Below are 13,374 nucleotides of genomic sequence, written 5' to 3' on the forward strand. Positions count from 1 at the left end.
CGCATGAGTGCAGCTGGGGGAGATGCGATCGTCGTCTCCGACATACGCAAGAGTTATGGGGACTTGCAGGCGGTCGCCGGTGTGTCGTTCACCGTGGCCGAGGGGGAGTTCTTCGGCATTCTGGGGCCGAACGGCGCCGGTAAGACGACTACTTTGGAGATCATCGAGGGATTGCGGGAGCCCGATTCGGGCACGGTCACGCTACTGGGTGAGAACCCTTGGCCACGCAAGGTGAAACTGCTGCCGAGAATCGGCGTCCAGCTCCAGGCGTCGGCATTTTTCGACAAGCTGACCGCACGTGAACAGCTGGAGACATTCGCGTCGCTGTACGGCGTCGGCACGAAGAGCATCGACGACATGCTTGAGATTGTGGGCCTGAGCGACAAGGCCAACACACGCGAGGACAAGCTGTCCGGCGGGCAGCGTCAGCGGCTGTCGATCGCGTGCGCGTTGGTGCACGATCCCGACATCGTGTTCCTCGACGAGCCGACCGCGGCCCTGGATCCGCAGGCCCGCCGCAATCTCTGGGACGTGCTGCGGGAGATCAAGGCACGCGGCAAGACAATCGTGTACACCACGCACTATCTCGACGAAGCGGAGATTCTCTGCGACCGCGTCGCGATCATGGACAAAGGCACCATTCTTGCGATGGACACGCCCGCAGCGCTGGTGCGTGGACTCGACGCGCCCGCGCACATCCTGCTGGAGCACGGTGTTCTGCCTGCCGACGAGGTCCGTGAGTTCGTCGGCGTCGACGAGGTGACAGACGACGGCGTGGTCCTGACGATCATCACCCGCAAGCCCGCGCCGGTTCTCGGTGCGCTGGCCGAGCGTGGCACTTTGGACGGACTGCAGGTGCGGACCGCCACCCTCGAAGACGTTTTCCTTGACCTGACCGGACGGGAGTACCGGGCGTGAGCGCGTTCAAAAGCCTGTCAGGAGCGGGTATCAAGACATTCACGCGCGACAAGGCCGCGCTGTTCTTCACTTTCCTGTTCCCGTTGATGTTCCTGGTCGTGTTCGGCCTGCTGTTCCGGGACGCGGGCACGGACAAGATCAAGATCGGGCTGGCCGGTGACGGCCCGGTCGTCCAGGCGCTGCAGCAGCTGCCGGTCGTCGAGGTCACGAAGTTCGACACCGCCGACGCCGGGATCGCCAAGGTCAAGGACGGTGACCTGCCTGGCGTCGTGATCGAGAACGGCAACGACGTCCAGCTGCGGTTCGCCGTCAGCGACCAGACCCAGGCCGGGATCGTGCAGGGCCTGGTGTCCAGTGTGGTCGACAAGTCCAACATCGCCGCGACCGGGCAGCAGCCCAGATTCCAGTTCCAGGCCAGTCAGGTCGAGGACAACTCGCTCAACGCGATCCAGTACCTGACACCGGGAATCCTGTCCTGGGCGGTGGCCTCGGCCGGCGTCTTCGGCTCGGCGCTGACGTTCGTGGCCTGGCGCAAGAAGCAGGTGTTGCGACGCCTCTGGCTGGCGCCGGTGTCGCCGTTGACCGTGCTCGGTTCACGCATCAGCGTGACGCTGGGCGTCGCGGTCGTGCAGGCCGTCCTGTTCATCGGGATCGCCACGCTGCCTCTGTTCGGGCTGAAGCTGTCGGGCACGTGGGCGTTGTCGATTCCGGTCTTCCTGTTCGGCATGCTCGCGTTCTTCGCCATCGGCCTGCTGATCGGCTCGTTCGCCAAGACCGAGGAAGCGGCCAACGGCGCGGCGCAGATCGTGATCCTGCCGATGGCCTTCCTGTCCGGCACGTTCTTCCCGATCGACCGGGCGCCGGGCTGGCTGCAGACCGTCTCGGAGATCTTCCCGTTGCGGCACATGAACGACGGCATGCAGGACTTCCTGGTTCGCGGCAAGGGTGTGGAAGCCCTGCTGCTGCCGTGCGGAATCCTGCTGGCGTTCACCCTGGTGATCGGGTTCATCGCGACGCGGCTGTTCCGCTGGGACAGCTAGACGCCTGGACGTCGTCTCCCTGCGGCTGCTTTGGCAGGGAGACGCACGTCACAATCCAGTCCGGTCACATCCTGCCGAGTCATTTCGTCAACGAGGCGTACCGACGAAACGACAAGGGAGTGCACGATGGAAGCCCGTTTGAACCTCTTCGGCAACGCGGTCGTTGGCAAGTTCCTCAAGCACATCATCGCGGCGGACAAGTCGATCTCCGGCTCGGGTCTGCCTGCCGCGACGCAGGAACTGGTGAAGCTGCGGGCCAGCCAGATCAACGGCTGTGGTTACTGCACCGACATGCATTCCAAGGACGCCCTGCATGCCGGCGAGACCACGACGCGCCTCAACCTCGTTGCGGCCTGGCGAGAAGCGACGGTGTTCACCGAGGCCGAGCGCGCCGCCCTGGAACTGGCCGAGCAGGGCACCCGCATCGCCGACGCGGCCGGTGGCGTCTCGGACGAGGTCTGGGCGAACGCCGCCAAGTACTACGACGAGGACCAGCTCGCCGCCCTGGTGTCGCTCGTCGCCCTGATCAACGCCTTCAACCGGGTGAACGTCATGGTCCAGCTGCCGGCCGGTGACTACAAGGTCGGCCAGTTCGACTAGTCCAGTTCTGCTTTGTCATCCAGGGCGTAGGTGACGGCGTCCACCATCCGCAGTGAGGCGCCCCGGTCGAAGGCGATCTCGAAGGCGAGATCGCCCAAGGCCTGCTTTGTCAGGGTTGTGCATTGCTGGTGCGTGGCGTTGAAATGCGCCGAGCCGAACAACTGTGCGCCCACGCGTGGCCAGATCTGGTGTGCGGCACCGAGAAGTGCCGCGGATCTGGCGGCGTCGCCGGTCATGACCGCGAGCAGTGCGAGCAGTTCGATCGCGACCGCCACACCGAGCAGATCGTTGAAGGCGTGCTTGATCCGCAACGATTCGCGGGCCAGTTCGGTGGCGTACACGGGTTGCTCACGGCTGGCGGTGATGAACGCCAGGACCCAGAAAGCGTAGGCCAGCGCCCATTGTTCCCCGTTGGCCAGGCAGATCGTGCGGGCGTCCAGGCACAGTGACTCGGCCCTGGCCAGGTCTCCTTCGAACGCGACCGTGATGGCCAGGGCCACTCGGGTCATGATCACGTTGCTGTCCGGGTCGCCGAGTTCGCGGTGCCGTTCGTGCGCCTCCGCCAGCAGGTGTGCGCCGGTCGTCAGGTCGCCGTCGAACACGCTGGCCGCGCCCAGCACGAAAGTGGCGTGCGCTTGTGACGTCTGGTCGGCGTCCGGCCGCATCTGCGCCACCAGTTCCCTGGCTGTTGAGGTCTTTCCTTGCAGGGCTGCGACATAGCCGTTGACCCACAACGCTTTCGGACGAACCATCGAGGTCTGCTCGGTGGTGGACAGCGCCCAGTCCAGCCAGTGCTGGCCTTCGGCGAGCAGCCCGCTGCCGATCCAGTAGAACCACAACGCGCCTGCCAGCCGTAGCCCGGTCGTGGCCTCGCCCGGCTCGGTCATGCAGAACTCCAGTGCCGCACGGAGATTCGCGTGGTCAAGCCTGGTCCGGATGGACGTGTCGGTCTGCGCGGCGCTGAACCAGCGCTGTTCGCCCTGCTCAGCCAGGCCGAGATACCAGTCTCGGTGCCGGCCACGAAGCTGATGCTCTTCGTCGGCTTCGCGTAGTCGCTCGTGACCGTACTGCCGAAGCGTCTCCAACAGGCGATATCTCGCCGCACCCGTGCCTTCGACACGCACCAGAACCGACTTGTCCACCAGGCCCGCGATGGCGTCGAGCATTGTGTCCGCCGGGGCGTCCTCGCCCGTGCAGATGTTCTCCACCGCGGGAAGATCGAAACTGCCTGCGAATACCGATATCCGGCGCCACAACAGGCGTTCGGCCGGCGAGCAGAGCTCGTAACTCCAGTCCACGGTCGCACGCAACGTCTGCTGCCTGGCCAGGACCATCCGCCCGCCCTCGGTGAGCAACCGGAACCGGTCGTCCAACCGCGCCAGCAACTCCTCGGGGGACAGCACCCGCAGTCGCCGGGCGGCGAGTTCCACTGCCAGTGGAATTCCTTCCAGACGTTGGCAGAGTGCGGTCACCGCGGCCCGATTGTCGCTGGTGAGGCGGAAACCTTCCGGTAGCGCCGCGTCCGCGCGTTCGACCAGCAATGTGACTGCGGGGGACTCATGTCCGTCGTTCTGCTCGTCGAGATCGGGGACAGGCAACGGGTTGACGATGACAACACGTTCGCCCTCGACGTGCAGAGCCTGGCGGCTTGTCACGAGCACACGCAGACCAGGCGCCGCACGCAGGAGCGTTTCGACGAACACAGCACAGGATTCGACCAGGTGCTCGCAATTGTCGAGCACGAGCAGCGCTGCCCGCGTACGAAGGTGTTCCGCGAGGACCGTTGTCATGTCACGGCCGGACTGGTCGTGCACGTCGAGTACGTCGGCGACGGTGTGCGCGACCAGCGCGGGATCGTTCAGTGCGGCCAGTTCCACCAGCCACACGCCGTCGGGATACGACGGCTGGTTGCAGCGCGCCACGTGCAGCCCAAGCCGGGACTTCCCGACTCCGCCGACACCGACCAGGTTGACCATCCGGCTTGTCGCGAGCAGCCAGGTGATCTCGGCCGTCTCGGTGTCCCGACTGACGAAACTCGTCACGTCGGCCGGCAGATTGCTGGTGACCGGACGTCTGACCAGGGTGTGGGTCTCGGCCGGGGCGAGGTCCGGATCGCCGGTCAGAATCGACGCCTCCAGCGCCTGCAATCGTTTGCCCGGTTCGATTCCCAGCTGGTCGACCAGGATGGCGCGGGCCCGCTGGTAGGTGTTGAGCGCCTCGCCCTGCCGGCCGCCGCGGTAGAGCGCCAGCATCAGCAGTTCCCATAATCGTTCGCGGAACGGATGCCGTTTGACCAGCGTCGAGAGTTCCGTCACCACCTCGGTGTGTTCGCCGAGCGACACCTGTGCGCTGAACAGGTTCTCCTGCAGGCCTATGTGGATGTCGCTCAGCCGGGCGGATTCCTGCTGTGCCCAGCTACTTCGGCGGCAGTCGCCGAGCGGTTCACCCCGCCACAACGTCTTTGCCCTGGTCAGGGTTCTCGCCGCGGTCGTGGTGTGGCCGGCTTCCAGTTCCTGCCTTCCTTGCAGGGCAAGGGATTCGAAACGGATCGCGTCGACGAGTTCCGGGCGGATGTCGAGCAGGTATCCCGGTGGCCGGGTGGCGATCAGGCCGTCCAGGCCGGCTTCGCGCAGATCCCGGCGCAACCGGGCGAGGTGGCTGTGCAGCGTTTTGATTGCTGTGATCGGAAAGGAATCACCCCACAGGGCCTCGATCAGCGCGTAGGCAGGCACCGTCTCACCGGGATGTGCCGCCAGCCTGGCCACCAGCGTGCGGTGACCGGCGCCGTGCACTGGAACCGTTCCCAGTGAGCCGGTAACTTCCAACGAGCCCAGTAGGCGAACATTCACGTCGTCCCGCATGTGATCTTCCTGCTGGCTGAAAGTGGAAGCCTTGTGACACAACCATTCGCTCTGTGACGGCCGCTAGGGCCGAACAAGTGACGCGGCTCCACGTTCGAGTGACGCTGATGGGTTCGGGAACCACCGAACTACGCAACCCGGATGCAACCGCCGTACAGCAGGCCCTTGGTTGCCTGGTATACCCATCGACCACTCGAGAGGCGAACATGGACGACTTCGGCAAGCTGTTCGACAACGATCCGGCCTTCATTCGCAATCCGTTCCCGGCCTACGCGCGGATGCGTGACGCGGCACCGGTGTGGTACGAATCGTCGAGCGGCGTGTACGTGGTCTCCAGATACACCGAGCAGCGTGAGATCCTCGACGACCCGGACACCTTCTCGTCGCGGTACATGGCCGGTCCCAGTGCCATCGAGCAGTTGACATCGTTGGCGTCGCAACTGAACACCGAACTGCTCGGCCTGTTGTCGTCGGTGAACACGATGGACGGCGCGCGGCACGCCCGACTGAGACGCTTGGCCGCCAAGGCCTTCAACCCCGCCGCAGTGCACGCACTCGAACCGTTCATCACCACCCGGTGCGCGGAGCTGGTCAATCGCATCCAAGCCGGCCAGCCGGTCGAGTTCGTCCGGGAGTTCGCGGCGCCGCTCGCAGTGGAGGTCATCGCCGAAGCCCTGGGAGTACAGGGTTCCGACTACGCGTTCTTTCGCTGGTGCACCCGTTGCGTGACCGAGGTGACCAGCGGCCGTGAGATCAGCGCGGAGGTGTTCACCGAGTACGTGACCGGAATGGCCGACTTCAGTGTGTTCTTCCGGCGCAGGTTCGAGGAGCTTAGGCAGAAGCCGGACGGCAGCCCGCTGGCCCGCATGGTCGCGGCCGGCGACGACGGGCAGTCGCTGTCGGACGAGGAACTGCTCGGCCTCTGCCTGACCATCGTGGTGGCCGGGACCGAGTCCACGACGAACCTGCTGACCAACGTCATGCTGAGGCTGGCTGTCGACCCGGACCTGCTGGCGGTCTGTCAGATGTGCCCGCCCACGGTCTCCGTCGCGGTCGAGGAACTCATCCGGCTGGAGTCGCCGTTCCAGGGCTTCTTCCGGACCGCGTTGGTGGACACGAAGGTCGGCAAGGTCGATGTGCCCGCGGGCGCGCACTTGTTGCTGCTGTTCGGTTCCGGCAACCGGGACGAAGCGGTCTTCTGCGAACCCGACACACTTCGGTTACGGCGGTTGCCGGAACACCAGCACCTGGGTTTCGGCCATGGCGTGCACTTCTGCCTCGGCGCGATGCTGGCCCGCGCCGAAGTCAGGATCGCGATCGAGACGATCATCCAGCGATTCGCCGCGGTCACGCTGGACCGGCCGGCCGACGAGATCAAGTACCGAAACCACTTGATCAGCCGCGGCCCCCTGGAGCTGCCGCTGCGATTCGCCGCGGTCTGAGAGTTCCCTGATCTCGTCCGGGTTCGTGACGAAATGCCGGCCTTCCCCTCGCCGCCGGGTCTTGTTTAGAGTGTGCTTCCCTTTTGCCCGGAGAGCCGAGGATGCGGACTTCACTCGATCAGCAGGACACCCAGGATCTGGCGCTGCCGCCGGTATTCGTCGACCCGAGTGGCCGGCGCCGCCGAATCGTGCGATACGTCGCGTTGGGCGCATGCGCGCTTTTCGTGTGCTACCTGATCGCGTTCATCGCCGCGCTGCTCGGTGCCCCAATCCCTCGATCAGGGCTGATCCCGCTGCCGGCCGCGCCCGTGCAGCCGACCCAGTGGCAGGACCCCGTGCAGAACGGAACTCCGCCAGGTCCGCCCGCCTCGAACGGCCCTGCGGCGGGCACGTCCGAGCGTGCTGAGCCGTCGCGGGACCGCGGCGGACCACAGACGGGCGGACCTGCGGTTTCCGCGACAGCAGGGTCACCGGAAACCGCAACTGTGACGCCGGCGGCCGGTTCGGCGCTGACACCGGAAAGGCCCAATTCCAACGCGGCAACGGCGCCGCCGGGCCTCACCAAACACAGCGAATCGAATCCCGGCAGAAATGGCAGGTAGTGAGTAGACCCGCTCCTCGTGCGCACTGGCTGCTGCTGGCGTCGTCACTCGCCGTCGTCATCGCTTTGCTCGCGTTGAACGCCCTGGTACTGGGCGACTTCAACGCGGACGAGAACGTGCCACCTGGCACGGCGAACACAGTGCCCGATGAGATCCGGGACGGCGGCGCGGTCATCGACGACCGGACCGCCACGCCAGTCGCGTTGCGTCCGAAGGACCGGACCGTGGCGCTGACGTTCGACGACGGCCCTGATCCACAGTGGACTCCGCAGGTGCTCGCGGTGCTGGCGCGGCACAACGTGAAAGCCACGTTCTTCGTCACAGGCACGCACGCGGCCGAGCATCCCGGCCTGATCAGGGACATCCTCGACCAGGGCCATGAGATCGGCAACCACACGGCCACCCACACGGATGTCCGCGGCGCCGGCGATGCCCGGACCAACCTGGAGCTACGGCTGACCGACGTCGCGCTGGCAGGTGCGGCCGATGTCCAGACCTCGCTGTTCCGGCCGCCGTATTCGGCGACGCCGGACTCGGTCGACGACCTGGCCTGGCAGGCGTATACGGCCATCGGAGCCGAGGGCCGGCTCGTCGTGCTGTCCGACTTGGACTCCCGAGACTGGGAACGGCCCGGTACCGCCGAGATCGTCAAGAACTCCACACCCCGGGACGAGCGCGGTGCCGTGGTGCTCATGCACGACGCGGGTGGCGACCGGTCGCAAACCGTTGCCGCCCTGGACCAGTTGATTCTGGCATTGCGCGCGGACGGGCGCACAGTCGGTACGGTCAGCGAGACCGTCGGGATGACGGAGGTGAACTCCTCAGCGGGGACTGTCGCGCGAATCGGCGGATGGCTGCTGGTGGCCGCGGCCTGGGCAAGCGAGGTCCTTTCCGGCTTCATGGCCGTGGTGCTTGTCGTAGCCGCTGCTCTGGCGGCGTTGCGGACCCTGCTCGTCCTCGTCACCACCCGAATGCACGTGCGGCGCAGCAAGTTCCGCAACCTGTTGGGGACCAGCAAGCCGGTGACGGTCATCATCCCGGCGTACAACGAGAAAGCAGGGATCGAGGCGACCGTGCGGTCAGCCTTGGACTCCACCCATCCGGTGACAGTGATCGTTGTGGACGACGGCTCGACTGATGGCACCGCGGACATCATCGAACGGCTGCGCCTGCGGCGAGTCCGTGTGATCCGGCAACGCAACGCGGGCAAGGCGGCCGCGTTGAACGCCGGCCTGGCCGCCGCACGCACGGAGTTCGTGGTGATGGTCGACGGCGACACACTGATCGAACCGGACACGGTGGGCGAATTGGTGAAGCACTTCGCCGACGAGACCGTCGGTGCCGTGTCCGGCAACGCGAAGGTGGGCAATCGTAGCGGCTTGCTGGGCAAATGGCAGCACATCGAGTACGTGATCGGCTTCAACCTCGACCGCCGGATGTACGACATCCTGGAATGCATGCCGACTGTTCCCGGTGCGGTCGGCGCGTTTCGCCGATCGGCCGTGCTCGGCCTGGGTGGCGTGCCGCTGGACACTCTTGCCGAGGACACGGATCTGACGATGGCGCTGGAGCGGGGCGGTTGGCGCGTGGTCTACGAGCAGGGCGCGCGTGTGTGGACCGAGGCCCCAGCGTCCCTCGGACAGCTCTGGAAGCAGCGCTATCGCTGGTGCTATGGCACTTTGCAGGCGGTCTGGAAGCACTGGCGCGCGGTGTTCAGCCGTGGCGCCGCGGGCCGGCTAGGGCGGCGCGGCATTCCGTATCTGCTGCTGTTCCAGGTGGTGCTGCCACTGGCCGCGCCGTTCGTCGACGTCGCCGCGATCTTCGGCGTGCTGGCCGGCGGCTGGTGGAGCGCGTTCGCGTTCTGGCTGGCGTTCCAGTTGATGCAGGTCATACCGGGTATCGTGGCGTTCCGGCTGGACGACGAACCGCTCGCGCCGCTGCTCGCGTTGCCGCTGCAGCAGTTCGTCTACCGGCAGCTGATGTACCTGGTGGTTGTGCAGTCGGTGATGACCGCGGTGGCCGGTGCCCGCCTGCCGTGGCAGAAGCTGGATCGGATCGGGCTGGCACCGGCCGCTCGTTAGCCGCGGCTGGTCAGCTTCTTCAGGTGCAGCGGCAGCGTCAGCACGAAACTGACGATGGCCACGATGATCGCGCCCAGGAAGCCCGCCCAGAAGCCGGTGACCTCGAACGGCAGATCGAGCTCACCGGCCAGCCAGCCGGTGAACCAGAACAGCAGCCCGTTGACCACCAGGCCGATCAGCCCGAGCGTGAGGATGTAGACCACACAGCCGGCGATCTTGGCGATCGGCTTGAGGATCAGGTTGACCAGTCCGAACAGCAGCGCGACACCGATCAGGGTGCCGATGCGGGCCGCGGTCGAACCAGTGAGCAGGTTGATCCCCGGCAGAATGGTGGCCGCCCAGACGGCGACGGCTGAGGCGAGCACTCGATACAGGAATTCCACGCGGTCACCCTCTCATGGATGCCTACTGTGGACACGGTAGCGCTGATGTACCGCGATCGTGGGATGTCGTGGCGCGGGAAAATCCGTAGCGTCGTAGATGTGCGTATTGTCGTTCTCTTCTTCGCGACTCAGGCCGCTGCCGTGCTGGTCAAATGCGATTTGACCGCATGGGGAGCCATTCTGGTCGCGTTCGCGGCATTCGCGGTCGGGCACAGGTACAGCTGGCCGGTGACCTTGTCGGCAGTTGTGTCAATGGGGATCTCCTACGGCGTCACTGCGCAGTTCATGAGCTTCACTCCCGACTGGTGGGCGGGAATGCGGCCGATGGTGCTCGCCGTGCTGGCAGCCGGTGCGGCTGTCGGCCTGGCAGTGAAGGCCGGGCAGGAGCTGACCCGGCAACGCCTGGAGCAGGCCAGGCAGGACGAGCGGCTGAGCATCGCGCAGGACGTGCACGACATGGTCGCCCACCACATCGCGGTGGTCAACGTCCAGGCCGGCGCAGCCTCCCACCTGCTGAAAGACCAGCCGGACAAGGCCGGGGAGGCGCTCGGGCACGTGACCGCGGCCAGCAGCAAGGCGTTGGACGAGCTCGGGGCGTTGCTCGGCGTCCTGCGTGAACCCGCGGTCGGCCTTGCCGGTCTGCCTGCCTTGCTGGACGACGATGTCGAGCTGACAGTCGTCGGCGCCCAGCGGCCCTTGCCGGCCACTGTGGACATCACGGCGTATCGGATCGTCCAGGAATCCCTGACCAACGCCCGGAAACACGGCACCGGGAAGGCGACGCTGACCTTGACCTACGAGCCGGCTCGGCTGATCGTCGAGACTCGCAACCGGTGCGGGCATGGGTCTGGTGGTTCTGGATATGGGCTGTGCGCAGATTGTGGTGATCGCCTATCAGTCTGGTCTTGTGCGGTAGCTGGAACTTCCTTTGCCCGGCTGACGCGGGTTACGAGTCCCGTGCTCCACGCTTTTGTCATGGCAAAACGACTTCGTCAAGTTCTGGTGCTCTTGCATCTGATGACTGCGTTCGGCTGGCTGGCCGCCACTCTGGCCGTCCTGCTGTTGTCCGGTCACCCGGACGCGGCCTTGCTCGTCGACGACCGATTACTCGCCGATTTCTCGTTTATGACCGTCTACACAGGATTGATGCTGGCCGGGACCGCACACTGGGGATACACCAGATTCTGGTGGGTCACGGTGAAACTCGCCGTCACCCTGGTTCTGGCGCTCGGCGGCCGGACGTTGTTCGCGCACGGCCTTCCTGTGCCGGGTGGCGTGTTGATGGTCGTCGCGATCGCTGTTCTCGCCTGGATCGGCCGCACCAAACCGTGGGGACGCTTGCGTCCCGGACCATCCATCCGCCCCTGGAGTCACCCGGCGATCTATATCGCGATCCTGGTGACACCCGTCCTCGACTACGTCACCGACTTGCCGCTGCAAGCCATTCCGGCCGCAGCGGTCCTCGTCCGCCACGCGGTGTCGGCGGGCTCTGGCCGTGCCGGAGCCCGCCGATCCGGCTCAGAACAATGCTGACGCGAGGTCCCGGCGGGCCTTGGCTACGCGGGGGTCGTCGCTGGGGAACAAGCCGAACAGCTCGACCAGGTGTGACCGGACCCGGTCGCGGTCCTCACCGGCCGAGTTGCGGACAGCTTTGATCAGCCGGGCGAAGGCCTCGTCGACCTGCTGCTGGGCGACCTCGACGTCGGCCGCGGCCAGTTGGGCGTCCAGGTCGCCGGGGTCGGCGTCGGCCTTGCCGACCGTCGAGGGGTCCGCTGCCTCGGCGCGGGCGGTGAACCGGACCTGCGCGAGGGCGGCCTTGACCTCCTCGTTGGCCGGCTCGACGTCCAGGATCCGCTGGTAGGCCTGCTCGGCCGCGGCGAAGTCACCGCGTTCGAACGCGTCCTCGGCCTCGATCAGGCGCGGGTCGACCGGCTCCTCGGCGACTTCCTGCGGTGCGCCGCCCGCAGCCGCCTCGGCGGCCGCGATGCCCGGCAGACGGTCACGCAGCGCGTCGAGCAGCGCGCCGATCCACTGCCGGATCTGTGGCTCGGGCTGCGCGCCGGAGAACGCGTCGACCGGCTGGCCACCGGCGATCGCCACGATCGTCGGGATCGACTGCACCCCGAACAGCTGCGCGATCCGCTGGTTGGCGTCGACGTCCACCTTCGCCAGCACCCAGGCGCCGCCACCGGCGTTCGCCAGCCGCTCGAGCACCGGGGACAGCTGCTTGCAGGGGCCGCACCATTCGGCCCACAGGTCGACCACCACCGGGACCTGCAGCGAACGCTCGACCACGTCCTGCTGGAAGGTCGCCTCGGTGACGTCGAAGACAAACGGCCCGCCTGCTGCGGGTGCACCGCCACCTGCGGGCGGGGCCGCCGCGGGCCTGCTGGGTGCCTGCCGTACGGCGTCCGCCCGCGCCTTGAGCGCGGACAGGTCGACGGCACCGGACAGAGCCGCGGACATCGCGGCCGTCTGACGTGGATCTGGCCTTGTCACGTATCCATCCTGGCACGTTCGGCGGGCGTGGTCAGGCCGGGTCGCCTGACAAGGCCCAGTGTGCCGAGCGCCACACCGTTGCGGTGGCTACCCGGCTGTGGTCATGGCATCTTCGGAGAAGCTGTAACCAGTGAAATCGGTGACCGGGACGTATCCGATTCGCTGGTAGAGGGCGTTGCTGGTGAGGTTGTCGGGGTTCGTGAACAGCACCACGTCCGTCGCGCCCGCGGCCAGCGCGGCCCGGCTCACCTCGACCGTGACGGCGCCCGCGTAGCCACGCCTCCGGAGACTGACCGGTGTGTAGACGGGATCCACTCGGACCATCCCGGCAACCATCGAAGTCGAGCCCGCCATGGCGACGGGAGTGGCCCCGGTTTCCCAGAACGTGAACTGTTTGTCGGCAAAGCGCGAGCCGGCCCACGTGCCGGCGTTGATGGCGGGGGTCTCTCCGAGCTCGGTGACGAACGCATCGCACCAGCGCATGAGCTGTGCACGGTCCTGCGCGTCCACAACGCGACCCCGGCCCTCAGGGACCGGCTCCGGCGGCGTGAGCGTGCCGAGACGATAAAGACGGGTCCGCCAGAAGCGCGTCGGCACTGCGCCTGTGTGCCGCTGCCATGACTCGGCGAAAGCGGTGGAGGTGTCGTGGGCCGCGGTGACGCCGATGAAGGACTGGCCGAGGCCGGCCAGGTGCGCGGCGAGTGCGTCAGCCTGCTCGGGGGAGAGGAGAGTAACGCTCAGGCGGCGGGTCGGCAGGCGGTAGAAGATGGCGTTGACCTCGCCCCCTTGCTCCAGCCAGCCGAACATGGTGGCTGCGTCCGCCCCGCGTGTCCGCAGTTTCTCGATCGCCGTCAGCGGAGTGTTGTGCAGAGCCGGGCGGGAGCGCAGGAAGTCACCGGCTCGGGCGAGAAACTCGTTGATGTCTTCGGTGATGTGGCAGTCGTCCAT

11 protein-coding genes are annotated in these 13,374 nt (G+C 66.5%); 7 read left to right on the forward strand and 4 right to left on the reverse strand.

Annotated features, from left to right (window positions below; genetic code table 11):
* The first annotated feature begins 3 nt into the window (after positions 1-3).
* From JOF56_RS18230 to JOF56_RS18240, 3 genes are all read left to right on the forward strand, one after another.
* Positions 4-918, forward strand: a complete 915-nt coding sequence (locus JOF56_RS18230) for an ABC transporter ATP-binding protein (RefSeq protein WP_209639430.1) — start codon at positions 4-6, stop codon at positions 916-918.
* Positions 915-1,958: an ABC transporter permease gene (locus tag JOF56_RS18235; protein ID WP_209639433.1), complete on the forward strand. Its 1,044-nt coding sequence runs from the start codon at positions 915-917 to the stop codon at positions 1,956-1,958. The genes JOF56_RS18230 and JOF56_RS18235 overlap by 4 nt, the downstream gene beginning before the upstream one ends.
* A gap of 126 nt (positions 1,959-2,084) precedes the next feature.
* Entirely contained in the window at positions 2,085-2,558 is a 474-nt protein-coding gene (locus JOF56_RS18240; protein ID WP_209639436.1) for a carboxymuconolactone decarboxylase family protein, read from the forward strand.
* Here the strand turns inward: JOF56_RS18240 and JOF56_RS18245 are convergent.
* A complete protein-coding gene (locus JOF56_RS18245; protein ID WP_209639439.1) occupies positions 2,555-5,419 on the reverse strand; it encodes an AfsR/SARP family transcriptional regulator in 2,865 nt (954 codons plus the stop codon). The two genes, JOF56_RS18240 and JOF56_RS18245, sit on opposite strands and share 4 nt — an antisense overlap.
* 107 nt (positions 5,420-5,526) lie before the next feature.
* Between JOF56_RS18245 and JOF56_RS18250 the strand changes: the two genes are divergently transcribed.
* From JOF56_RS18250 to JOF56_RS18260, 3 genes are all read left to right on the forward strand, one after another.
* Positions 5,527-6,861: a cytochrome P450 gene (locus JOF56_RS18250; RefSeq protein WP_209639442.1), complete on the forward strand. Its 1,335-nt coding sequence runs from the start codon at positions 5,527-5,529 to the stop codon at positions 6,859-6,861.
* A gap of 101 nt (positions 6,862-6,962) precedes the next feature.
* Positions 6,963-7,463: a hypothetical protein gene (locus JOF56_RS18255; protein ID WP_209639445.1), complete on the forward strand. Its 501-nt coding sequence runs from the start codon at positions 6,963-6,965 to the stop codon at positions 7,461-7,463.
* Positions 7,463-9,544, forward strand: a complete 2,082-nt coding sequence (locus JOF56_RS18260; RefSeq protein ID WP_209639448.1) for a bifunctional polysaccharide deacetylase/glycosyltransferase family 2 protein — start codon at positions 7,463-7,465, stop codon at positions 9,542-9,544. Before JOF56_RS18255 ends, JOF56_RS18260 begins: the two co-directional genes overlap by 1 nt.
* On the opposite strand, the gene JOF56_RS18265 is transcribed toward JOF56_RS18260, so the two are convergent.
* The gene (locus tag JOF56_RS18265) at positions 9,541-9,927 is read right to left on the reverse strand and encodes a phage holin family protein (RefSeq protein WP_209639451.1); all 387 of its coding nucleotides are present in this window, start codon (positions 9,925-9,927) and stop codon (positions 9,541-9,543) included. The genes JOF56_RS18260 and JOF56_RS18265 overlap by 4 nt on opposite strands.
* Before the next feature lie 99 nt (positions 9,928-10,026).
* On the opposite strand from JOF56_RS18265, the gene JOF56_RS18270 reads away from it, so the two are divergent.
* On the forward strand, positions 10,027-11,460 hold the full coding sequence (locus JOF56_RS18270) for a sensor histidine kinase (protein WP_307855148.1): 1,434 nt from the start codon (positions 10,027-10,029) through the stop codon (positions 11,458-11,460).
* Here JOF56_RS18270 and JOF56_RS18275 read toward each other — a convergent pair.
* On the reverse strand, positions 11,446-12,393 hold the full coding sequence (locus tag JOF56_RS18275) for a tetratricopeptide repeat protein (RefSeq protein ID WP_209648321.1): 948 nt from the start codon (positions 12,391-12,393) through the stop codon (positions 11,446-11,448). The two genes, JOF56_RS18270 and JOF56_RS18275, sit on opposite strands and share 15 nt — an antisense overlap.
* Before the next feature lie 120 nt (positions 12,394-12,513).
* Positions 12,514-13,374, reverse strand: a complete 861-nt coding sequence (locus JOF56_RS18280) for a GNAT family N-acetyltransferase (RefSeq protein WP_209639458.1) — start codon at positions 13,372-13,374, stop codon at positions 12,514-12,516.

It is taken from the genome of Kibdelosporangium banguiense (assembly GCF_017876405.1).
GTDB lineage: Bacteria > Actinomycetota > Actinomycetes > Mycobacteriales > Pseudonocardiaceae > Kibdelosporangium > Kibdelosporangium banguiense.

What these genes read in the sequence shown, in the direction of transcription:
- JOF56_RS18230 (WP_209639430.1), top strand. Translation starts at nt 4, where the DNA reads ATGAGTGCAGCTGGGGGAGATGCGATCGTCGTCTCCGACATACGCAAG.
- JOF56_RS18240 (WP_209639436.1), top strand. Translation starts at nt 2,085, where the DNA reads ATGGAAGCCCGTTTGAACCTCTTCGGCAACGCGGTCGTTGGCAAGTTC.
- JOF56_RS18245 (WP_209639439.1), bottom strand. Translation starts at nt 5,419, where the DNA reads ATGCGGGACGACGTGAATGTTCGCCTACTGGGCTCGTTGGAAGTTACC.
- JOF56_RS18250 (WP_209639442.1), top strand. Translation starts at nt 5,527, where the DNA reads ATGGGTTCGGGAACCACCGAACTACGCAACCCGGATGCAACCGCCGTA.
- JOF56_RS18255 (WP_209639445.1), top strand. Translation starts at nt 6,963, where the DNA reads ATGCGGACTTCACTCGATCAGCAGGACACCCAGGATCTGGCGCTGCCG.
- JOF56_RS18275 (WP_209648321.1), bottom strand. Translation starts at nt 12,393, where the DNA reads ATGTCCGCGGCTCTGTCCGGTGCCGTCGACCTGTCCGCGCTCAAGGCG.
- JOF56_RS18280 (WP_209639458.1), bottom strand. Translation starts at nt 13,374, where the DNA reads ATGGACGACTGCCACATCACCGAAGACATCAACGAGTTTCTCGCCCGA.